21 protein-coding genes are annotated in these 22,969 nt (G+C 55.3%); all 21 read right to left on the bottom strand.

Going from position 1 to position 22,969, the window contains the following annotated elements:
* Nucleotides 1-85 precede the first annotated feature (85 nt).
* Complete coding sequence (gene trmB, locus L1I42_RS00715) at nt 86-796, bottom strand: tRNA (guanosine(46)-N7)-methyltransferase TrmB (protein ID WP_236112531.1); 711 nt, start codon at nt 794-796, stop codon at nt 86-88.
* Between the two features lie 19 nt (nt 797-815).
* Nucleotides 816-1,985: a methionine adenosyltransferase gene (metK, locus tag L1I42_RS00710; RefSeq protein ID WP_236112530.1), complete on the bottom strand. Its 1,170-nt coding sequence runs from the start codon at nt 1,983-1,985 to the stop codon at nt 816-818.
* Nucleotides 1,986-2,148: 163 nt separating this feature from the next.
* Complete coding sequence (locus tag L1I42_RS00705) at nt 2,149-2,586, bottom strand: helix-turn-helix domain-containing protein (RefSeq protein ID WP_236112529.1); 438 nt, start codon at nt 2,584-2,586, stop codon at nt 2,149-2,151.
* A complete protein-coding gene (gene lnt / locus L1I42_RS00700) occupies nt 2,587-4,206 on the bottom strand; it encodes an apolipoprotein N-acyltransferase (protein WP_236112528.1) in 1,620 nt (539 codons plus the stop codon).
* A gap of 117 nt (nt 4,207-4,323) precedes the next feature.
* A complete protein-coding gene (locus tag L1I42_RS00695; protein WP_236112527.1) occupies nt 4,324-5,442 on the bottom strand; it encodes a hemolysin family protein in 1,119 nt (372 codons plus the stop codon).
* A 59-nt stretch (nt 5,443-5,501) separates the two neighbouring features.
* Nucleotides 5,502-5,987 (bottom strand): rRNA maturation RNase YbeY, encoded by a 486-nt coding sequence (gene ybeY, locus L1I42_RS00690; protein WP_236112526.1) that lies wholly within the window; start codon nt 5,985-5,987, stop codon nt 5,502-5,504.
* On the bottom strand, nt 5,987-7,003 hold the full coding sequence (locus L1I42_RS00685) for a PhoH family protein (protein ID WP_236112525.1): 1,017 nt from the start codon (nt 7,001-7,003) through the stop codon (nt 5,987-5,989). The genes ybeY and L1I42_RS00685 overlap by 1 nt, the downstream gene beginning before the upstream one ends.
* A gap of 61 nt (nt 7,004-7,064) precedes the next feature.
* Nucleotides 7,065-8,402, bottom strand: coding sequence for a tRNA (N6-isopentenyl adenosine(37)-C2)-methylthiotransferase MiaB (gene miaB / locus L1I42_RS00680; RefSeq protein WP_236114135.1), 1,338 nt, complete (start codon nt 8,400-8,402; stop codon nt 7,065-7,067).
* A 122-nt stretch (nt 8,403-8,524) separates the two neighbouring features.
* A complete protein-coding gene (locus L1I42_RS00675; RefSeq protein WP_236112524.1) occupies nt 8,525-9,331 on the bottom strand; it encodes a lysophospholipid acyltransferase family protein in 807 nt (268 codons plus the stop codon).
* Nucleotides 9,332-9,339: 8 nt separating this feature from the next.
* A complete protein-coding gene (locus L1I42_RS00670; protein ID WP_236112523.1) occupies nt 9,340-9,795 on the bottom strand; it encodes a Fur family transcriptional regulator in 456 nt (151 codons plus the stop codon).
* Nucleotides 9,796-9,830: 35 nt separating this feature from the next.
* Nucleotides 9,831-10,307: a GNAT family N-acetyltransferase gene (locus tag L1I42_RS00665; protein WP_236112522.1), complete on the bottom strand. Its 477-nt coding sequence runs from the start codon at nt 10,305-10,307 to the stop codon at nt 9,831-9,833.
* Nucleotides 10,304-10,996, bottom strand: coding sequence for a tRNA (adenosine(37)-N6)-threonylcarbamoyltransferase complex dimerization subunit type 1 TsaB (gene tsaB, locus L1I42_RS00660; RefSeq protein ID WP_236112521.1), 693 nt, complete (start codon nt 10,994-10,996; stop codon nt 10,304-10,306). The genes L1I42_RS00665 and tsaB overlap by 4 nt, the downstream gene beginning before the upstream one ends.
* Before the next feature lie 78 nt (nt 10,997-11,074).
* Nucleotides 11,075-11,638 carry a NifU family protein gene (locus tag L1I42_RS00655; protein WP_236112520.1) on the bottom strand — a complete coding sequence of 188 codons (564 nt, stop codon included), beginning with the start codon at nt 11,636-11,638 and terminating at the stop codon, nt 11,075-11,077.
* A 129-nt stretch (nt 11,639-11,767) separates the two neighbouring features.
* Nucleotides 11,768-12,274 (bottom strand): universal stress protein, encoded by a 507-nt coding sequence (locus tag L1I42_RS00650; RefSeq protein WP_236112519.1) that lies wholly within the window; start codon nt 12,272-12,274, stop codon nt 11,768-11,770.
* Nucleotides 12,275-12,331: 57 nt separating this feature from the next.
* Nucleotides 12,332-13,369 carry a tryptophan--tRNA ligase gene (trpS, locus tag L1I42_RS00645; protein ID WP_236112518.1) on the bottom strand — a complete coding sequence of 346 codons (1,038 nt, stop codon included), beginning with the start codon at nt 13,367-13,369 and terminating at the stop codon, nt 12,332-12,334.
* A 101-nt stretch (nt 13,370-13,470) separates the two neighbouring features.
* Nucleotides 13,471-15,036: a murein biosynthesis integral membrane protein MurJ gene (gene murJ, locus L1I42_RS00640; protein ID WP_236112517.1), complete on the bottom strand. Its 1,566-nt coding sequence runs from the start codon at nt 15,034-15,036 to the stop codon at nt 13,471-13,473.
* Complete coding sequence (locus L1I42_RS00635) at nt 15,036-17,867, bottom strand: [protein-PII] uridylyltransferase (protein ID WP_236112516.1); 2,832 nt, start codon at nt 17,865-17,867, stop codon at nt 15,036-15,038. Before L1I42_RS00635 ends, murJ begins: the two co-directional genes overlap by 1 nt.
* Nucleotides 17,860-20,499, bottom strand: a complete 2,640-nt coding sequence (gene mutS, locus L1I42_RS00630; protein ID WP_439651480.1) for a DNA mismatch repair protein MutS — start codon at nt 20,497-20,499, stop codon at nt 17,860-17,862. The genes L1I42_RS00635 and mutS overlap by 8 nt, the downstream gene beginning before the upstream one ends.
* A 261-nt stretch (nt 20,500-20,760) precedes the next feature.
* Nucleotides 20,761-21,723 (bottom strand): l-ornithine N(alpha)-acyltransferase, encoded by a 963-nt coding sequence (gene olsB, locus L1I42_RS00625; RefSeq protein WP_236112514.1) that lies wholly within the window; start codon nt 21,721-21,723, stop codon nt 20,761-20,763.
* A 255-nt stretch (nt 21,724-21,978) separates the two neighbouring features.
* On the bottom strand, nt 21,979-22,443 hold the full coding sequence (locus L1I42_RS00620; protein WP_236112513.1) for an SRPBCC family protein: 465 nt from the start codon (nt 22,441-22,443) through the stop codon (nt 21,979-21,981).
* Nucleotides 22,433-22,780, bottom strand: a complete 348-nt coding sequence (locus L1I42_RS00615; protein ID WP_236112512.1) for an ArsR/SmtB family transcription factor — start codon at nt 22,778-22,780, stop codon at nt 22,433-22,435. The genes L1I42_RS00620 and L1I42_RS00615 overlap by 11 nt, the downstream gene beginning before the upstream one ends.
* Between the last annotated feature and the right edge of the window lie 189 nt (nt 22,781-22,969).

The raw sequence follows: 22,969 nt of genomic DNA, 5'->3' as shown, positions 1-22,969 counted from the left end.
GGACCCACTCTCACATGAATTACTGTGATTTTGATCTTTATATAACGCCAATCGTTATATATTGCAACACATACCGCGCCGCGCCCTATTTCCGATAAAAGCTGAAATAATAGGAACTACGTCCTTCGCGCCGTGCCTTCTCTTCATATCGGGTGGGTTCCCAATCTGTCCATGGGTCACGCCATTCGCTGGCCTTTTGGGGCTGCCAGACAAAATCATCGCGCCGCACCATGTGGGCCAGCACCCAGGTGGCATAATCATCAATATCCGTGGCAACACGAAACTCGGCCCCCGGTTTCAGCAGACGTGACAATTCGCCAAGGGTCACCGGATTGATAAAGCGGCGCTTATGATGCCGCTTTTTCGGCCAGGGGTCGGGATAAAGCAAATAGGCCCCGGCGATCGACTGGTCGGGCAACGCGCGCAACAAGTGCAGCGCATCTTCACGGTAAAGCCGGACATTGTTCAGCCCGTCTGCATCGATCTTGGCCAGCATCTTGCCCACGCCGTCGATAAAGGGTTCGCAACCAATAAAGTTCTTGTCGGGATTGGCTTTTGCATGCCGCGCCAAATGTTCGCCGCCCCCATAGCCGATTTCCAGCATCAGGGGCGCCTGCGCATTTTGAAAAAGGGTTGCAGGGTCCAGCGCAGCCTCTTCCAGCCTGATTTCAATGTTCGGCATCAGCTCATCCATCAGCTTTTGCTGGGTGGGTGTGAGCTTATGGGTCGAGCGGCGACCGAAAAAAGCGCGGCGCTCGGCCTCCAAGCCAAAGTCGGATTTATTCTTCTCTATCATGCCCGGCGATTTAGCCGGTTTAGGTCAATTCGGCCAGAATTTTTTCGGCCAAATCCGTCCGCTCCCAAGAAAAACCGCCATCGGCTTCTGGCTGACGGCCAAAATGACCGTAAGACGCGGTGCGTTCATAGATTGGCTTGTTCAGCTCCAGCGTTTCACGAATACCGCGCGGCGACAGGTTCATCACCTTGTGCAGGACGCTGGACAGCTTTTCCTCGTCCACCTTGCCGGTCCCGAACAGATCGACAAAGATCGACAGGGGCTTGGAGACGCCAATGGCATAGGACAATTGGATCACGCATTTGTCGGCCAACCCTGCGGCGACCACATTTTTGGCCAGATAGCGGGCAGCATAGGCGGCAGACCGGTCCACCTTGGTAGGGTCTTTGCCGGAGAAGGCGCCGCCCCCATGGGGGGCCGCGCCGCCATAGGTGTCCACAATGATTTTACGCCCGGTCAGGCCCGCGTCGCCATCAGGCCCACCGATTACAAATTCACCTGTGGGATTCACATAAAACTCGTCCTCTGGGCACATCCAGCCCTCGGGTAACGCATCGATCACATAAGGGCGGACAATTTTTTTCACATCGTCCTGGGTCAAGCCGCGCTCATGCTGGGTGGACAGCACAATTGAGGTGGTGCCCATGGGGGCGCCATTTTCATAGCGCAGGGTCACCTGGCTTTTGGCGTCCGGGCGCAATTGTGGCAGGTCTCCATTGTGGCGCGCATCGGCCAGGGAGCGCAAGATTTTGTGGGCGAACTGGATCGGGGCAGGCATCAGTTCCTTGGTTTCATTGGTGGCAAAGCCAAACATAATGCCTTGGTCACCGGCCCCTTCATCCTTGTTGCCTGAGGCATCTACGCCTTGGGCAATTTCGGGGGATTGTTCGTGCACATAGCAATCCACCTCGGCATTCTGCCAGTGGAAGCCTTCCTGCTCATAGCCGATATTTTTGATGCATTCGCGGGCAATGGCCTCCATGCGGTCCGCATCCATGGTTTTGGGGCCGCGGGTTTCGCCGGCCAACACCACACGATTGGTGGTCGCCAGGGCCTCCACCGCGACGCGGGCATAGGGATCTTCTTTCAAGAACCCATCCAGGATCGCATCGGAAATGCGGTCGCAAATCTTGTCTGGATGACCTTCAGAGACTGATTCGGAAGTAAACAGATATGAAGAAGACGCCACGCGCACTACCTTTCGTCTAATAACTCAGTGCTTTACCCTTAAGGCAAAACCATTGCCAAACCCTAAGCGATCACGCTCGACCACATTTGGGTTAACCTTCTTAAAGGTTGGCTGCATCTTATGCAATAAGGATATAAAGAAATCGTTATGTCACGAAACTCGGCTAGGATGTTCGGCGGCTTTTGACCATTGGCGAAACATTGTTGCCTTCCCGATTTTGCGCCATTTGCTCCGCCAGTTGCACCAACGTGTCCCGAGCATGGGGGTTTTCGATCAAATCATAAGCCTTGAGCAAGCGGATACGCTCGTCGGTCGGGACATGCGTAAATGGTTCTTGGCAGTCTTCGCCAAAGCCTTCGGCCGTCTGGTCCTGGTAAAAACGGCCCGGCTCCACCCCCAATATGCGGGCGAGCACGGCCAAGCGAGAGGCGGGCACGCGATTGGTGCCCATCTCATATTTTTGAATCTGCTGATAGGTTATGCCCGCGGCATCGGCGAGCTTTTTCATCGACATGCCCAGCTCTTTGCGGCGTTGGCGCAAAAATGCACCGACCTGACTATCAATGGCATGTGGTTGGCGGGGTGTTGTTGATTGTCCCAACTAATTCTCCCATGTGCGGCGCCAGCGATTTCGCAATAAAACGGCAAATATGGTTGCGCCAATAACAATAAAAAATAAGAGATAAGTGTATTGCGAAAAAAGTGTTTTCTCAAGGGGGTGAGGTATTTGTGCTGATGCTGAAGCCGGCTGATCCGGGGGCAACTGCGTAATAATACGACCCAGGGGATCGGTCACAATTGTGTGACCGGTGTTGGCGACACGCACCAAAGGCAGTCCCTGCTCCACCGCCCGCACGCGGGCATGATGGGCGTGTTGCGCCGGGCCAATGGTGCCCTGAAACCAGGCATCATTGGTTAAATTCAGGATCCATTGCGCCCCTTGCGTCTGGTCGCCCAATGCGCCGGAAAAAATCACCTCATAGCAAATCAGCGGCAAAAGGGCGGGGGTATTTTGCGGGGCGAATTTCAGACCCGATTCGGTGCCTTTGACAAAGCTATCCGCCGCCGCCACAAATTTACGCAGGCCCAACTGCGTCAATAGCGGCTTAAGCGGCAAATATTCCCCGAACGGCACAAGACGGCGCTTATCATATGAGGCGATGATTTCACCCTGATCATTGATCGCCAAGATCGAGTTAAACACACCGCCTTCTTGATCGGCAAAGCCGCCCAAATCATAGGATCGCCGGGCGGCACCGGTGATCAACAAGGTGTCTTTGGGCAACATGCGGGCAATGCGGGCCAGCGCTTCAGGTTCCTCGGCCACATAAAAGGGAAAGGCGCTTTCAGGCCAAATCAGATGGGTGCTGCCAATCAGGCCCGGATCGTTCTCGTCTATCTGGGCCTGCGACAGGCTCAACAGCGAATTGAAAATAGCGTCGCGATATTGAGGGTCCCATTTTTGCTGCTGCGGGATGTTGGGTTGCACCAGCCGCAAACGCAGATCTGGCCGCGCCTCAAAGGCCGGTTGATGATAGCGCCACGCGCCTAAGCCGACCATCAGCGCCAGCGCAGCCAACGCCAAGAGCGGCAAAAATCTCGCCCGGTCTCCCGGCAAAGGAGACGCCAAAAGCGCAAAGCTGGCGCCGACCAGAAGCGCAACAAAACTCAGCCCATGCACGCCAAAAAAGGCGGCACTTTGCATCAGATAGGGATGGGCGGTGAGCACATAACCGGGCACATTGAAAGGCAGGCCGGTCAGCACGATGCCGCGTAAAAACTCAAACAGGGCGAGAAAGGCCGCAAGAGCAAAGATGCGCTGGGCATAGTCCGACCACAACATATGGGCGAAGGCGGTGCCGAGCGCCCAGAAAATGGCGAGAAAGGCGGGCAGGCCCAATATGCCGATCGGTAAGGCCCATAAAAACAAATCGCCATCCACAAAGAAGGCGGCGCCCAGCCAGTGCAAACCCACAGTAAAATAGCCAAAGCCGAAGGCCCAGCCGGTCCAAAAGGCGGGGCCGAACAATTTGCGCCATCCGGATTGGGTCTCAACCCCATCCAGAAACCACACCAAGGCAGCAATGCCGATAAAAAACAGCGGCAGAAGTTTAAAGGGCGGCAGGGCCAGGGCCGCGAGGGCGCCGAGACTAAAAAGGGCCAGATAGCGCTTGAAACCATGGGACAAGATACACCAATCGGCGATGGCGCTTAATCTCATGGCAAACTCCTCCCTTTTGGCCCAAAGGCAGTCAACGCTTTGGCATCAACCAGGCAATTCACTTGCCCGTGGGGCAAGTGAATCCTGATTTGGTCGGCTTTTCAATGGTGAAAACGCTCAGCCGGCGGCAGAGGCTTTTTCGGTGTCACTTTTGCTTTCTGTCTCAGCAGCGGGGCGCGGACGAGCCGATTCGATAGGTTGCGGGGTGCCGCTGCCGCTAAATTCGCCCAAACCGGTGCCGCGGGCACGGGCGCGAAGGCCGCGACGACGGCGCTTAATCTTGATTTTTTTCACCCGACGCGGGTCGGCCTGCATGATCTCAAATTCGAAGCCGCGCACCTTGGAAATCACTTCGCCCCGTACCGGCACCCGATCGACCAGATTGATGATCAGGCCGCCCAGCGTATCCACATCCTGCGCCGCATCACCGGGTTGAAAGTTGGGGCCAAGCTCGTCGGCCAAATCATCAAGTTCAACCCGGGCATCGGCAACGATGGTGTGTTCATCGACCCGGCGGATCTGGTTGGCTTCCGCCTCATCATGCTCATCTTCAATATCGCCTACCACCGCTTCGAGCAAATCTTCGATGGTTACCAGCCCGTCGGTGCCGCCATATTCGTCCACCACAATAGCCATGTGCACGCGCGTGGTCTGCATGCGCTGCAACAGGGTGGCCACTGGCATGGATGGGGGCACAAACAAGACGTCACGCACCATTTTTCTTTGCTTGGCGATTTGTGCGCGCAAAAGCGGGCTCTTCAGTTTTTCAGGTTGATCCGGTTTTTCCGTGGCGCTTTGCGGCTCAGCCAGCGACAATAGCAAGTCCTTGATGTGGATCATGCCAATAATATTGTCGAGATTGTCGCCATATATGGGTAAGCGCGAATGGCCCGCTTCGCGGAAGCGCGCAATCAGCGAGGACATGGAGGCGTTTTCTTCGCAGGCCTCAATATCGGCCCGCGGCACCATCACATCTTCCACGCGGGTGTGGGCCAAATTCAACACATTTTGAATCAGAGCTTTTTCACCGGCCGAAAAGGCGCCATCGCCTTCGGTGTGGTTGTCGTCATCCAGCGCGACTTGCAAATCCTCGCGCAGGGACGGTGCTTTGCCGGTGAGCTTGGCGCGCAAACGCGCCCAGAATGAACGGGGGGCTTCCTCTGTCTGGGAAGGTTGGTCGCCAGATTGGCGATGCGGCCGATCCGCCGCGGCGATAGATTGATCTTTGTCGTTCATGTCGATCGGTCGGTATTCAGACCGTTTTATCTCCGTGTTCTTGGCTTTAAAAAAGGCCGTTAATGGTCAACTATGTCGGCATAGGGGTCAGCAATGTCAAGTCGCGCCAATATTTTGCGCTCCGCTGCCTCCATATGTTCCGCATCGTCATCTGTTAAATGATCATACCCCAGAATATGCAGAAACCCATGCACGAGCAAATGGGCGAAATGATGGTCAAACGGCTTTTGTTCCGCTTCCGCCTCGGCATAAACGGTTTCATAGGCAAAAGAAATATCACCCAACATGCCTTCAATCGCCTCATCCGGCTCAATTTGCGGGAAGGACAGCACATTCGTGCTTTTGTCCTTGGCGCGCCAGCTTTCATTCAGCTTTTGCTGCTCTTCATCATTGGTGAGCAGCAAGGACAATTCAGCGGGCCCCTCAACTTCAAGCTCGAGGGTGCGCATTACGGTGGCGATGATCTTATCCACCGCATCTGACACATGTTCGGGCCAGCGCTCATCGTTGCGCAGCACATCAATCTCGATGGAGTAATCGGCCATTAGCCATCATCTTCCTGCGGCTTGCCATCATAGGCACGGATGATGCGCGACACCAAGGCGTGACGCACCACATCTTTATCGGTAAAGCGGGTGATCTGAATGCCTTTGACCCCCTCTAGCAAATCCAGCGCCTCGATCAGACCCGATGGTACACCGCGCGGCAAATCCACTTGGCTCGGATCGCCTGTGACAATCATTTTTGAGTTTTCGCCCAACCGGGTCAAAAACATCTTCATTTGCTGGGTGGTGGTGTTTTGCGCTTCGTCCAAAATGACCACCGCATTAGAAAGCGTGCGCCCACGCATAAAGGCCAGCGGCGCCACCTCAATGGTCTGGCTTTCCAAACAGCGCTCAACAATTTCTGGCTGCATCATATCGTAAAGCGCATCATAGAGTGGACGCAGATAGGGGTCGACCTTATCCTTCATGTCACCAGGCAAAAAGCCCAGGCGCTCGCCCGCTTCAACCGCCGGACGCGACAGGATAATGCGGTTGATTTCCCCGCGCTCCAAAAGCGTCGCTGCATAGGCCACGGCCAGATAGGTTTTGCCGGTGCCTGCAGGACCGACGCCAAATACCAGTTCTTGCCGGTCCATGGCGCGGATATAGCCGTCCTGCGCGGGGGAGCGGGCCACAATGGTGGATTTGCGCGTGGCGATCTGGGCCATGCGCACCCGGCCACGCTTTTCAAAAGTGGGCAGGGTCAGTTGGCTGTCTTCTGTCAAAATCATTCTGATGACCCCGTCCACCTCTCCGGGTGTGACGGCCTGGCCATTTTCCAACATTTCATAAAGGGTTTCGAGGGTGCGACGGGCCTGATCCACGGCCACCGTGCTGCCGGACAAAATCACATGATTGCCCCGCGAGATGGTTTGAATGCCCAGTTTTTGTTCGATCAGCGCAAGATTTTGGTCGAATTCACCATAAAGCTGGGACACCAGCCGGTTATCTTCAAAAGCAAGTTCCACATCATTTGTGGTGGTTTGCTGGCCCTCAGGCGACCAAGTTTTTGTCAATCAGCGCTCCTGTCGAATCGAGTTTATGACTTACTCCAATTATACGCATCTATTTGGATTATTATGTGACAATCTTACCAAATAGTGAAAATTTGCCCGTATCATAGATCGAAACCGGCTGAATTGTGCCAATTAGAGACAAATCTGCTTCAACTTGCACCGGTTGCAGATAGGGCGAGCGGCCCACAATCTGCCCCTCATCACGTCCCTTTTTCTCAAAAAGGATCGGGAAGGTCTTGCCTACACAAGACTGATTGAACTCTTTTTGCTGGGCGTTCAGCAGTTCCTGCAGCCGCTGCAAACGCTCATATTTCACCTCTTCGGGGACCTGATTGTCCATCTCAGCGCCCGGGGTGCCGGGGCGGGTGGAATATTTGAACGAATAAGCCGCCGCATAATGCACGTCCTTGACCAATTGCAGCGTCGCCTCGAAATCTTCTTCTGTCTCACCAGGGAAGCCAACAATGAAGTCGCCGGACAGGGCGAGATCAGGCCGCGCGGCGCGGATGCGCTCGATTAGCTCCATATATTCCTTGGCGGTGTGCTGACGGTTCATGGCTTTCAAAATCTTGTCAGACCCAGCCTGCACCGGCAAATGCAGATAAGGCATCAGCATGTCGAGGTCGCGGTGGGCTTCGATCAGCGCATCATCCATATCGCGCGGGTGCGACGTGGTGTAGCGCAGGCGCTCCAGCCCTTTAATATCGGCCAAACGATAGATCAGCTCGGCCAAGCCGGTGCTGTTCCCCTGCTCGTCAAGGCCGTGATAGGCATTCACATTCTGGCCCAACAGGGTGATTTCCTTCACGCCGCCATCGACCAGATTTTGCGCTTCAGCCACCACTTGCGCCACCGGGCGCGACACTTCCGCACCGCGGGTATAGGGCACCACACAGAAGGAACAGAATTTGTCGCAGCCTTCCTGCACCGTCAAAAAGGACGTCAGGCCACGCGCAATGGTGGTTTCCTTTCTGGCTTTGGGCAAATGCTCAAACTTGTCTTCGGCCGGAAAGTCGGTTTCCACCACCTTTTCATTGGCGGCGCGGCCCACAAGTTCTGGCAATTTGTGATAGGATTGCGGGCCGAACACCAAATCGACCACGGGCGCCCGGCGCATAATCTCTTCGCCTTCGGCCTGGGCCACACAGCCGGCAATGCCGATCATCATTTTCTTGCCCTTGGCCTCCTGCGACTGGCGCAAAATGCGCAAGCGGCCCAGCTCTGAATAGACCTTTTCCGCAGCCTTTTCGCGGATATGGCAGGTGTTGAGCACCACGAGATCCGCATCATTGATCTCAGTGGTGGCCTCATAGCCCGACGCCGCCAGCGCATCGCTCATGCGATCACTGTCATAGACATTCATCTGGCAGCCATAGGTTTTGATAAAGAGCTTTTTCATCGCAGACACAATAATTCACCAGTTTGGAGAAGTTCAGGAGCGACTTGTTACACCAAAATGACGCGGCTGCAAACCACCGGATTTCCACCGAACCTGCAACTGTTGCAAATAGGGATCAGGGGCTAAGCCTGATGTGCCTCCGGCAGGGGCAAACCGCGGTTCAGTGCCACCAGCATATCGCGGACCTGATCATGGGCTTTTTTGGTGATGGCCTTACGGTCCATCGTGCCATCAATCAGCATGGGGGCTCCAAACATGATCGAGACCGATTTGGTGCCCGAGAGTAAAATATCGCTCATATTGTCCATCAAACCCATATCGCCGACCCAGGCGATCTTGGTGCGCTCGGCCCGTGAGATCGGCAGGCCGTTCAGCTTGGTATACGCAATGCACATGGGCTGAATATAGATTTCGGACGCCTCGCCTGCTTTCATCGCCGTCTGCGTGGCACCAACCAGCGCTGACCGGAATGGCAGCACATGGCTGCCAATGTCGGACGTGCCTTCAGCAAACAGCACCACGGCGCGCCCCTCATTCATGCGCGCGCTCATTTCATTCACCACCCGACCAGTGTCGGTTTTGCGGGTGCGATCCACAAAGATGGTTTTTTGCAGCCGCGCCAGCGTGCGCACAATGGGCCAACGGCCCACTTCCGCCTTCGCCACAAAACTGATGGGCACAATGCTGCCAATGGCGGGAATGTCCATCCAAGAAATATGATTGGAGAGCAGCAAGGTCGGCTTGCCTTTGGCGGGTTCACCGATCTGGGTGATTTTAATGCCCAGATAGGTGCACAGCACTTTGTGCGCCAACATGGGCACGGCGTGCCAGAAAGGCAGTTTCAGCCAAAGAATGATTTTTTGCACAATGCCGAGCACCAGCAGGATCGGCACCACCACCAGGGCGAAAATAAGGGTACGCAGGATCATAGGACAAACTACTTTTGATCGTCCGGTTCAGTTGAACCGGAATCGTTGAGCGGCACCGCATAAAGCTCCAGCCGATGGTCCACCAGCTTATAGCCTAGCTTGCGGGCAATCACTTCCTGAATGGCTTCAATTTCTTCATTCCGGAACTCGATCACGCGGCCGGAGCGCACATCGATCAAATGATCGTGGTGCTCGTCGGGAATCGGCTCAAACCGGGCGCGGCCATCTTTAAAATCATGCTTGGCCACCAAACCCGCTTCTTCAAACAGGTTCACCGTGCGATAGACGGTGGAGAGCGAAATGCGTTCATCAATCTTGGAGGCGCGGCGATAAAGCTCTTCCACATCGGGATGGTCGGTGGCGCCTTCCAGCACCCGCGCGATCACGCGGCGCTGCTCGGTCATGCGCATGCCGGAGCGTTCGCACATATGTTCCAAATGGCTGGCATCAGCACTGTCGCTCATAGACCCGTTCCTTTATCCGCCTGTTGCCCTTGGGGTTAGCCGAGATCGGCGCGCATGACAAGGGCCGTCGCTGTGTGCCCATCGGGGCGCGGATAGTAACCCTGGCGGGTACCCACCTGGCTAAAGCCATATTGTGCATAGAGTTTTTTGGCCGCTTCATTGTCCTCGTCCACCTCCAAAAACATCTTGGTGACGGGAGAATAAAACAAATCATTCCACATGGCTTTCATCAGCGCGTCGCCCAGCTTTTTGCCACGAAAGCGCTTGCCCACCACAATCGTCAGCAATTCGCATTCATCATTTTGCAGCCGCAAAATGGAAAATCCTGCGATTTTGCGATGCTTGTCACAGGCGACATAGATGGGCGTGTCGCGGTTGCTGATATAGGCGACAAAGTCGGGAACAGACCAGCCGCGAAAAAAGCCTTCCGCATGCAATTTGGCCAATTGCTCCGCATCTTGGCTTTCAGCCATTTCAATGTGCAGCCCTAACGGTGCCGACCAGATCTTCATTGGGCGAGCCCTTCCCGCGCAATGCTTTTGCCGCTTTGCGGCTTGGCATCTGCTGCGCGCACATAAAGCGGTTCAGGCGCATAGTGTTCGGGTTTGAGCAACGCACCATAGCGGGCCATTCGGGCGATATCCAACCAGTCCGGCGCGTCGAGATCGCGCTTGGCGGCGCATCGGTCAGCAGCAAACTCTGCGCCGGTGCCTAACACCAGCTCGCCGGGCTTGATATGCGCTTCGATTTCCTCGTTTTCCAGCAAGTGCGGTGCCCCACTGGGCTGCCCGGGAGCAGCGAACGCCTGGCAATAATGCTGGTTGCGCCTTGCATCGAACAGCACTTTATGTGGGGTTTGTGGCGGTGCGGAAAGCGACATGGCTTCCAGCGTAGACAGCCCAAGCACGGGCTTATCGAGCGCGACACCAAAGCCGCGCATAGCCGCCAGCCCCACCCGAAGGCCGGTAAAGGACCCCGGTCCTGTGGTCACCACAAACCGGTCAATTTCTTTGATGGAAAGGGTCGCCAGCGCCAGAAGCTCGTCGACCATACTGATCAACCGTTCGGCATGGCCCCGGCTACGCGGCTCGACAATTTGATGCAATTCACCATCTGCCCGCACAATTGCGCCCTGACAAAATTGATGTGCTGTGTCCAGCGCCAAGATGACAGGATGTGGGGGGCGAAGCTCATGTTCCATAGGCAAATGGTTTGTCGGTTCTCCGCCCACAAATCAAGTCAAAAATATGCGCTTAAGCGCCCATTGACCCAAATGCTGCTAGATTTGCTGCACGTCTTCAACGCCCGGCACAAAGTGCCGCAGCAAATTCTCGATACCATTTTTCAAGGTCGCGGTTGAGGAGGGGCAACCTGAACACGCGCCCTGCATATGCAGATAAACAGTGCCCTGCTTGAAGCCCTTAAAGATGATGTCGCCGCCATCCATGGCCACGGCTGGCCGCACGCGGGTGTCGAGCAATTCCTTGATCACTTCGACCATTTCCTTGTCTTCTTCTTCGAAGAATTCCTCCGCTTGCCCGTTGGCCGCATGGTCTTCCCCATCGCTCAAGAGCGGCTGGTTGGACATAAAATGTTCCATGATAGCGCCGAGAATAGCGGGCTTCAGATGGGCCCAGTCGCTGTCATCTTTGGTGACCGCCACAAAGTCGGCCCCGAAAAACACGCCGGTGACCCCGTCAATCGTGAACAGGGCGCTGGCCAATGGAGATGCTTTGGCCGCCTCTTCATCGCGAAAGTCCTTTGGCTCGCCGGGCAATACATCGCGGCCGGGCAAGAATTTCAGGGTTTGCGGATTGGGCGTCGCTTCGGTTTGAATAAACATGACCGATTTCTCCGATTGTCTTTTCAGGTGATTTGACCACCCGAAATCAGTTTAGAATGATTATAAAATAGTCTTTTGTGCGCCAAAGGCAAGCGCTGAATCACCAAATTTTTCGTGAGAACGGGAATATTATGCCAATTCGGCGATCTGGCTTTCGGTCAAAATGCCCGGCACAATGGCCACGGGAATAGGCAAGGCATTGGCCCCGCGGGAGGCCAGCGTGCTCACCAGCGGCCCCGGTCCATCGGTCGAGGTCGAAGAGGCCAGCACCAAAATGGAGATATTTTTATCTTCGCCGATCAAATCTTCAATTTCGTCGGCGGTCCGGCCCTCGCGAATTTCGCGCTCCACTTCGATATTGCCGATCTTGGCAATCAGGGCTTCCGCTTCGTCCAGCCATTGATTGGCCTGCTCATAGGCTTCGGCCCGCATCACATCTTCCACACCGATCCAGTGCTGGAAGTCGTCAGGCTCGATCACCACCAGCAATTTCACAATGCCGCCGGTGCGCTTCATGCGATAGGCGGCAAAGGTAACGGCCACCCAGCATTCCTCGGTGCCATCCAAAACGGCTAAAAATTTCCGCCCGCCAAAGTCTGGCATCTGGGCGGTTTGATCTTCGTGCTCAACACTCATGGCGACATGCTGCCACCGAAATGCGCTTTTGCCAAGCGCATTTCGGCGTGGCAGGTTTTAGCTAACAAAACCAACAATTTGACGCACATGCTTCATGGTTTCTTCCGCGATATCGCGGGCCCGTTCAGCCCCGTCACGCAAAATATTGTCCACTTCCGCCGGATCTGCCAACATGCGTTTGGTTTCCTCAGAAATCGGCGCCAATTTGTCAACTGCCAATTCTGCCAAGGCTGGTTTAAAGGCGCCAAATCCTTGGCCGCCAAACTCTTTGAGCACCTCTTGAGACGTGATATTGGCCAGTGCCGCATAGATCTCTACCAGATTGCGCGCTTCAGGACGCTCGGCCAGGCCATCCACATCGGACGGCAGGGGTTCCGGATCAGTTTTGGCCTTGCGCAGCTTCTTCGCAATGTCGTCGGCACTGTCCATCAGCCCCAGGCACGCCATTTCTGACGGGTCAGACTTTGACATTTTCTTGCTGCCGTCGCGCAAAGACATGATCCGCATGGCCGGTCCGGAAATCAGCGGCTCGGTCAACGGGAAAAATTGTCCATCTTCAAAACCCTCTTCAATGATCTGTTTGTTGAAATCATTGTTGAATTTTTGCGCGATGTCGCGGGTCAGCTCCAAATGTTGCTTCTGGTCATCGCCCACCGGCACATGAGTGCCGCGATAAAGCAGAATGTCCGCCGCCATCAAGCTTGGATAGGCATAAAGGCCCAGGGACGCATTTTCACGGTTTTTGCCCGCCTTGTCCTTAAATTGGGTCATGCGGTTCATCCAGCCGATGCGGGCCACACAATTGAACACCCAAGCCAGTTCCGCATGCTGCATCACCTGGCTTTGATTGAAGATGATGGACTTTTTCGGGTCGACGCCCGTGGCGATATAGGTTGCCGCGATTTCCCGAGTTTTATGGCGTAAAACTTCAGGCTCTTGCCAGACCGTGATCGCATGCATATCGACCACGCAAAAGATGCAGTCAAACTGCGCTTGCATGGGGGCAAAGCGACGGATCGCGCCCAGATAATTGCCCAAATGCAAATCACCTGAGGGCTGAACACCTGAGAAAAGGCGGTTTTGAAACTCGGTCATGGATCAACCTATTGACTTTTTACACTGAAATAACGGGCTTACTTATAGCGAAATAAAACAAAAGGTGAAGTGGCGAAAGGCGAGAAATCGGGTGGCGTCGATTAGCCTTTGGTTGGCTGGGTCGCCAATTGCCGCCAGCGGCGCAAGTCAAAAACGCCAAACAGCTGCACCAGTCCAAAATAGACGATGGCGCCAGCCGCTATCAGCCCCAACAGCGCGACGAAACGTATCGCCACAAACTGATCCGCTTCAAAATAGGGGGCCAGCAGCCATTGGCCACCAAACAAGCCCCACCCCATTACCGCAGCGCCTAAACTGAGAAAGACCAATCCCTTACGGGTTGCGGCGGTCAACTCAAATTGCTTCTTGCGCATCAGACCACCGGTCAATAGCGCCACATTGGTCCAGCCGGCAATGGTGGTGGCGGCGGCAATGCCCACATGTTTGAACATGGGGAACAGCGCCAGCGAAAATCCGACATTAACCGCAACGGTCACCACCGCAAACATGGCGGGGCTGGCTGTATTTTCCCGCGCGAAATAAGCGGGCTGCAATATTTTCGCCAATACAAAGCTGGGGAGACCCAAGGCAAAGACCGATAGGGCCATGGCGCTTTGTTCGGCGGCAAATGCGGAGAACGCCCCATATTCGAACAAGGTTTTGATGACGGGCTCGGCAATTACAAACAGCGCCACTGCGGCTGGCACCGTGAGCATCATGGCGAACAGCATGGATTGGTCCTGCACCCGCGCGGCACCATCAAGATCGCCAGATTTGAGCCGCCGCGACAGTTCAGGCAGCAGCACCACGCCAATGGCAATGCCGATAATGCCGAGCGGCAACTGATAGAGCCGGTCGGCATAATAAAGATAGGAGACGGCACTTGCTTCATTTGAGGCAATATTGGTGCCCACAACGATGTTGATCTGGGTGACGCCACCGGTAAAAAGGGCTGGCACGGCCAAGGTCCAAAAACGGCGCAAATCCTTATCCAGCTTCGGCAAGGAGAGGGGCGGCAGAAAGCCAGTGCGCACCAGCGCAAACACCACCATCACCACCTGCGCCACCCCGCCGATCAACACCCCGATGGAGAGCCAAAAGCCTGACTGTGCAATCTCGGGACGGGTGAAGGCCAGGGTGGCCAAAAAGCCGATCAGCACCACATTGAGCAAAACGGGGGCAAGCGCCGCCATTAAAAATTTGCGCAAGGAATTCAAAATACCGGCATAGGCGGCCATCAAGGACATGCAGGCGAGATATGGAAAGCAGATGCGGGCAAAAAGTACGGTTAAGTCGAATTTGTCCGGATTCTCCTGAAAGCCGGGGGCCAAAATCATAATCAATTGCGGCATAAAAATTTCCGCCAGCACGGTCAGCACCAGCAGCAGGGCGATCAGCGAGGAGATAATGTTTTTGGCAAAGTCTTTGGCCGCCTCTTCACCTCTGGTTTCCAGCGCCTTGGCGAAGAGCGGAATAAAGGCGGTATTGAACGCCCCTTCGGCCAGAATGCGGCGGAACATATTAGGCAAGCGGAAGGCAGCGACAAAGGCATCGGCCACGGGCCCCGCGCCCAAAATAGCTGCCATCAAAATATCGCGCACAAAGCCGAGCACCCGCGACAAAAGGGTCGCGCCGCCGACAGAGGCGAAATTGCGCACCAGGCTCATCAGGCAAGGCCCTTTAGCGATTCGCCTGCCCGCAGTTTTTTGTGGCGTTTGGCCCGCTGCTTCTTTTTCTCGCGTTCAAACCCGGCAAACACTTCCAAAAGACTTTCCTTGATCTTTTTCTGCCGCGTCTTGTCGGTGATTTTCATGCCGGTCAGGTCGGTGACGTAAAAAACGTCAATCGCCTTTTCGCCGTAAGTGCCAATATGGGCCGACTGAATGGTCAGGCTCAGATCCGCAATTTCACGGGTCAGATCGTGCAACAGGCCCGTGCGGTCCAGTCCCGAAATTTCAATCACTGTGAATTTCGTGGACAGGCTATTGGAAATGTATATGTCCGTCGGCACGGTGAATGGCTTTAGCCGCTTATTGAGCTTGGAATCGCGCCCCAGATCTTTGGGCAGATATTTTTCACCCGAGAGCAGTTTTTGCACTGTCTCAATGATTTTAAGGGCGCGAATGCGCTCATCTTCATCGGCCGTGAAGCTGCGTTTAAGCCGCAACGTATCCAACGCGTGGCCGTCGCGCATCATGGAAATTTGCGCGCCCATAATATCGGCATTGGCCAAAGTGCACGCCCCTGCAATAAGCGACAAGAGCCGCGGATGATCTGGCGTATAAAGGGAGAGTTCGGTGATCGCCTCAAAGACCTTCACCGTCACGCACCCGGCAAAGCTTTGCCCCAGCTGATTGGCTTTGCGGATCATTTTGGCATGTTCCATTTGCAACTGGAACTCGGACCGCACCCAATAGGTGGAATAATGGCTATCGATATAATCGTCGCGCTGGTTGGCGGGCCAATCGCGCAAGGCCTGGCTCAACCGCTCCTTCGCCGCATCGATCCGTTCCGCCTGGCTAATCTGGGAATGGCCGCCTGAGAGCAGTGGTTCGGTGGCATAATAAAGCGCGCGCAGAAGCGAGCCTTTCCAGCCGGTCCAGACGCCCGGCCCCACCGCTCGAATATCGCAGGCGGTGAGCACCAGCAACAAAGACAACCGTGCCGGGCTTTGCACAATATCGGCAAAATTCGCCGCCGTTTGAGGGTCCTGCACATCGCGAGATTGCGAAATTTCGCTCATCACCAGGTGATTCTGGATCAGCCAGGCCACTGTGTCGGTTTCTGCGGGGGTCAGGCCAAAGCGTGGGCACAACTTGCGCGCCACGCGAGCCCCGGCGGTGGAATGGTCTTCGGGCCGCCCCTTGGCAATATCGTGCAGGAATAGCGCGACGAACAGCAATTTCAGATCGGCGAGGTGCGGCAGCAATTCATGGGTTAGGGGCAGCTCATCTTTCAGCCCCCCCTCGACAATTTCCGCCAATACGCCCACAGCGCGGATCAGATGCTCGTCCACTGTATAATGGTGATACATATTGAATTGCATCAACGCGACAATGCGGCCGAATTCCGGGATGAATTTACCCAAAATGTCCGCCTCATTCATGCGGCGCAAAATCCGCTCCACCGAAGGTGCGTGGGTCAGGATCTTCAAAAAATACGCATTTGCCTGTTGATCCTGCCGCAATTGTCTATCGATCAATTGGCGCGAGCGGGTCAGGGCTTTCAACGCATCGGGGTGAAATAAAAGTCCTTCGCGACCAGCCACCCAAAAAATTTTGATCAGATTGACTGGGTCTTTTTCAAACACCTGATCATTGACAATATTGATGCGCCCGCGCTCCACCACAAAGTCTTTTTCGCCCTTGATTTTGCGGCGACCCGACAGGCTTTTGCGCATGCGCCCGAGCACGTCCACATCCTTGGCGTGGTTAAATTCCAGCGAGGTGCAAAAAATCCGGGTCAAATCGCCCACATCTTTCGCCACGGAGAAATAGCGCTTCATCAAGCGCTCCACCGGGCGCAGCCCGGCGCGGCCGCTCACATGCAGGCGCTGGGCCAAATCCTGTTGTAGCTCAAAAGAAAGCTTTTCCTCAGACCGGCCGGTGAGAAAATGCAAATGGCAGCGAATGGCCCATAAAAAATCCTCGGACCGTTGGAAGCGGCGAAACTCTGAGCGGGAAAAGACGCCCTTTTTCACCAGTTCGGCACTGGTGCGCACGCGATAAAAATATTTCGCGATCCAGAACAAAGTGTTCAAATCGCGCAGGCCGCCCTTGCCATCTTTGATGTTGGGCTCAACCACAAAGCGGGTATTGCCGATTTTTTCGTGTCGCTCATCGCGCTCGGCCATTTTGGCGGCAATAAATTCGGCACCGCTATTGGCGACAATCTCGTCGGCAAAACGTTGCTGCAGCTCGTCATAAAGCGCCAGATCGCCAATAATCTGGCGGCTTTCCAGTGTGGCGGTGCGCACGGTCATGTCGGCTTTCGCCATGCGGATACATTCATCAATGGAGCGCACGGCATGGCCAACCTTTTGCCCCAGGTCCCACAGCAAATAGAGCACATATTCGGTCACGCTCTCGCCCCAGGGCGTTTGCTTATAGGGCAGAATAAACAGCAAATCGATGTCGGACCCGGGGGCCAGTGTGCCACGGCCATAGCCGCCTACAGCGGCAATGGTCAGGGTTTCCGCATCGGACCGATTGTTCACCGGAAACACATAGCCGGAGGCGAATTTGAACGCCATTTTGATGATTTCATCCTGGGCGGCGCACAGATTTTTGGCGCAGCGCTTGCCTTTGCCATCTTCGAGCAAATCCTGTTCGGCCCGACTCCGGGCCTCGCTAAGCGCTTTTTTGGCTGTGGCCAACACAATGTTACGTGCCTGATTGCTTGATGGAGACAGGTCACCCAGCTGGTCGAGAACATGCCCGATCAAATCGTCTGCTTTTTGCAGCTTGAAAGCTTTAGGCGGCCGAGTGCGTTCAGGCATTGTCCCTCGATAGTTTTTTGAGTTCGTACATCAAATCAATCGCTTGGCGTGGCGTCATTTCATCAGGATTTATGCTTTTCATGCGTTCTGCAAGCAAATCTTGCCGTTTTTCGACCTTTGGCTGCGGCCGTGCGGCAAAAAGTGGCAATTGGCTCATGCCTTCTTCCATGCTGCCCGCCTCGCGTTTTTCCAAAATATCCAAAACTTCTTGCGCCCGGGTGACGACATGGTCTGGCAGGCCTGCCAATTTGGCCACCTGAATGCCATAAGATCGATCGGCTGTGCCTTTGGCCACTTCGTGCAAAAATACCACATCGCCTTCCCATTCCCGCACCTTCATGGTGTGGTTGCTCACCCGGTCCAACCGCTCGGAAAGGGCGGTCAGTTCGTGATAGTGGGTGGCAAACAGGGCCCGGCATTTGGTGTTTCCGTGCAGCGCTTCCACAGCAGCCCAGGCAATAGATAGGCCATCAAATGTGGCCGTACCGCGGCCAATCTCGTCCAACACCACCAGTGAACGGGCTGTTGCGCGATTTAGAATGGCGGCAGTTTCCACCATTTCGACCATAAAGGTCGAACGGCCATGGGCAATGTCGTCTGCCGCACCGACGCGGGAGAAGATGCGGTCCACCACGCCAATATGGGCGGAACGGGCGGGCACATAAATGCCCATTTGCGCCATGATGGCGATCAGCGCATTTTGCCGCAAATAGGTGGATTTACCGCCCATATTCGGCCCGGTGATCAACCAGAGTGCCCCCACCTCGCCCGCCGCTTCGGGGCCGGACAGATCACAATCATTGGCGACAAAATTGGTGGTGCCTTCTTTTTGCAGCATCATTTCCACAACCGGGTGGCGGCCTGCTTCGATCTCGAAGGCGGTGCTGTTGTCAATTTTCGGGCGGCTATAATTGCGCTCCAGCCCCAACAGCGCCATGGCGGTCACAAAGTCGAGCTCGGCCAAGGCATCAGCCACGTGCTGCAGCGCTTTGGTCTCGGCCAAGATCTCTTGCCGCAATAGGGTGAAAATGCCTTGTTCAATCGCCACCGCCGCTTCGCTTGCGCGGGTGATTTTGCCTTGCAATTCAGACAGTTCATGGGTGGTGAAGCGCACCACATTGGCCAGGGTCTGGCGATGGATAAAGGTCTCGTTGAGCGGCGCGCCCATCATTTTATCGCCATGGGAGGCGGGCACTTCCACAAAATAGCCCAGCACATTATTGTGCTTCACCTTGATGGATTTGATCCCGGACAGTTCGGCATAATTGGCTTGCAACGCGGCTATAATTTGCCGGCTTTCGGTCGCCAGCGTGCGATATTCATCCAGCTCCGGGCTATAGCCCTTGGCCACAAAGCCGCCATCGCGGGGCAAAAGTGGCAATTCTTCCTTCAGCGCCCGTGCGAGATGGTCCGCCAGATCCTGCGGCGAGGCTTCCAGCGCCGCGACAATTTTCTGCACGCCAATGCTGGGGTTTTGGATTTGGCTTAAGGGGGCCAGCAAATGCCCGGCCGCAATCGCGCTGGCGCCGATGGCGGCCATATCGCGCGGGCCACCACGATCCAAAGATAGCCGGGTCAGAGCCCGCACCAGATCGGGCGCCGCTTTCAAGCGGCCGCGAATGTCGGTGATCAGCAGGCTGTTGCGGGCGAAATCATCCAGCATATCCAACCGGTCATTGATCGCCTGTGGATCGGCCAGCGGCGCGGCAATGCGGGCCGAGAGCAATCGCGAACCGCCGGCGGTGACACAATTGTCGAGGCAATGGCGTAGCGCGCCTTTGGTTTCGCCGCGATTGGTGCGCAGCAATTCCAGCGAACTGCGAGTCGCCGCATCGATCATCATGGCATTGGCGCCGCCCACCCGCGGCAGCCGCAGCGGCACCTGCGCGCCGCGCTGGGTTTCATCAATATAGCCGATCAGGGCCCCAATGGCGGCGCGCACTAGCCGCGAATAGGCGGAGGGGTCCAGCTGGTCGGCTGCAAAATATTTGGCGATCCGGTCGCCCGCCAAATCTGAATCAAACAGTTCGGTCCGTTCTTCCGCCAATTGAATATCAGCACTGGCGGGCACCCCGCCCGCCTCCACCAACGCCTCGCGCGTGGCGGCGGTCAGCACCAGTTCGCGCGGCTCGATCCGCGCCAATTCATCGCTGATCACATCGGCAGCAATTTCGGAGTAAAACAGATCACCGGTGGAAATATCGGCATAGCAGATGGCAAAGTCTTTTTCCCCATGCCGCAACATGGCGAGGGTGGCGACATAATTATTGTTGCCCGTGGGCAGCAGATCGTCTTCAGTGATGGTGCCTGGCGTCACCAGGCGCACCACATCGCGTTTCACGACCGCTTTGGAGCCCCGCTTTTTCGCTTCCGCCGGGTCTTCCATCTGCTCGCACACGGCCACGCGGAAGCCTTGGGCGATCAGCTTTTTCAAATAATCCTGCGCCGCATGCACCGGCACGCCGCACATGGGGATATCCTCATCCAGATGTTTCCCACGTTTGGTGAGGGCAATCCCCAAGGCCTGTGCGGCGATTTCCGCATCGTCAAAGAACAGCTCATAGAAGTCGCCCATGCGGTAAAACAGCAAACAATCGGGATTGACCGCTTTGATTTCCAGATATTGCGCCATCATTGGCGTTGGCTGGCTGCCGCCGCTGGCCGGTTTTTTAGACTTTTTCGGCTTTTTGGGCGGCTCACCCGCGCCATATTCTTCCTGCTCAATATCATGGGCAAGGGCGGCGGGCTTTTCGTCGTCGGCGCGCAGATCGTCAGGCTTGGCGTTTGAATGGCCGTTATCTGTCATGAACTTCAAATCATAATTTTAAGGCGAATGAGGGGAAACACTAAGCCAATAAAACTGGACTTGCCAACAGCCAACACGCGCTATCCCTTAGTTTTTCCGGTCCAATCCGGTCAGGGTGCGGAAATGTTGCTTATAACGTTCTGGCATTTGATCCAAAAGCGTGATGATCATCACATCGGTGGTGCCGAATTGCTTGTCGACAAAAATGCCCTCACCAATATAGGCACCTATGCGCAAATAGCCTTTTATGAGTGGCGGCAGCTTTTTCATCGCCATGCGCTCATTGATGGCGTCAGCGGGCAAATGGTCCACATGCCCGGCCATCTCCGGCTGCGGTGCCACGCGCCACGCGGCAGGGGCCTGACAATGATGATGTAAATAGCTCAGCGCTTCGCGGTGTTCTTTCGGCTCGGTGCCTTCAAAGCTGGCGACGCCGAAATAAACATCAATATTGTGGAGCACCGCATAGGCCCAAAGCCCCACCCACAGTGCCTCCATTGTGCGTTTGTCGCGATAATCGGGCAACACGCAGGAACGGCCCACTTCACAAAAGCCCTGCTGCCAATGGGTGGCCAGCATGGGTTTCAGATCAAATTCAGCCGCAGAGTAGAAACCGTTTGCTGCCAGTGCCACATCCGAGCGCAAGGCGCGATAGGTGCCGACAATTTTTGGTCGTCCTGTCATGCCTTCGGCACTGTCATGGTCCAGCACGATGATATGATCGCACAAAGGATCATATTCGTCTGCATCACGTTTGGTGCGGCGGGTACGCGCGTCCGGCTTGGCCGACATTTCTTCGTAAAAGACTTTATAGCGCAGCTCTTGCGCCTTGCGCACTTCACTGGCACTCATCGCCACGCGCACTTCCAGCGAGCCGATCCGCGCCAACGTCATTGGCATGGCAAAGGTGGATTTTTGGTCGAGGTCACTTAAGGGCAAATTCGACCGCGCATTGATGCCTGGCACCGCAGAAAAAAGGCTATGATACCATTTTGGCGTCGGCCTATGCGGTGGCGCCGTCTCCCTGCCCTTCAGATCAAACATAAACATTATTGCGCATTTCCCCTGCACGTGCCGCACTGTTCGCGGCACGGTTCAAGCCCTTCTTGTCACTATAAGCCGTTTGAAATAAAGGTGCAAAAACTTTGCACCGCAATGGTGAATTAGTCTGATGCACTCACCAAAAAGAGTAAAGCCAACGGGGATCGACGAGGGAACTGACAACAGGCTCAGACGTTTAAAAAGGGAAAAACCAACGCCCCGAGGCCTTTCCCGGGGCGAATTCGATTCTCGGTTTGATCGCCGCTAAAGCGAAAGCGCATAGGTTTCCAGTTGGTCAACCACTGTGCCCCACCCGTCGAAAAATCCCATATCTTCGTGAGTTTTCCGCGCTTCAGTGCTGCGGTGCCGGGCGATCGCGGTATAGGTGGTGCCTCCAGCTGGCGCATCTTCAAACAGAATGATCGCCGTCATAAAAGGGTCCGGCGCGGGTTTCCAACCCTCGCTATAGGCATCAGTGAACACCAGTTTCTGTTGGTTTTGGATTTCCAGATAGACGCCTTGATTGTCCATTTCCTGACCATCGAACTCAAAGCTCGTATTGAACTTGCCGCCCACGCGCAGATCAATTTCACAACGCGTCACCTTGTGCGGTTTAGGCACAAAGAACTGCATCACATGCTCAGGCGTGGTCCAGCATTCCCATAAAAGAGGCCGTGGTGCTTTCAAGCTTCGCGTAAAGCTCAAGTCAGTTTTAGGGTCAAGTTTCACTCGATTTATCCTTTGCGAGTTGTTCAATATAGTCATCAAATTGGTCCAAACGGCTTTCCCAAAGCTGCTGTTGTTGGGCGAGCCAATGTTGTGCCGGGGCTATCCCTTTGGGCGACAGGCGACAAAATCGCACCCGCCCCTTCTTGCTGGTCTCGATCAAGCCGGCTTTTTCCAACCTATCCAGATGGTTCATAATAGAAGGCAGCGCCATATCATGCGGTGCCGCCAGCTCGCTTACGCTTGCTGCCCCCCGCGACAACCGCGCAATCATGGCGCGGCGCGTTTCATCACTTAAAGCTGCGAAAATAATGTTCAAGTCAAGCGAATAGTTAGACATTGTTCTAACAATTCAGATTTAAAGACGCCTGTCAAGATAGTTAGTCACCTGTCTAAGTTTATGAATTGAAGAGTAACTTACCGCAGCACTTCCGCACCCACCGCCGTCACCCAGGCTTGATCCGGGGTCCTGGCAGCTGGATGAAGGTGTACACCATGCGTGTGTTCGCCCCATCACCGCCGCTTCATG

Source organism: Maritalea mediterranea, assembly GCF_021568695.1.
Taxonomy (GTDB): Bacteria; Pseudomonadota; Alphaproteobacteria; order Rhizobiales; family Devosiaceae; genus Maritalea; species Maritalea mediterranea.
The sequence above is the reverse complement of the archived record's forward strand: the minus strand, read 5'-3'. Positions and strand labels throughout refer to the sequence as shown.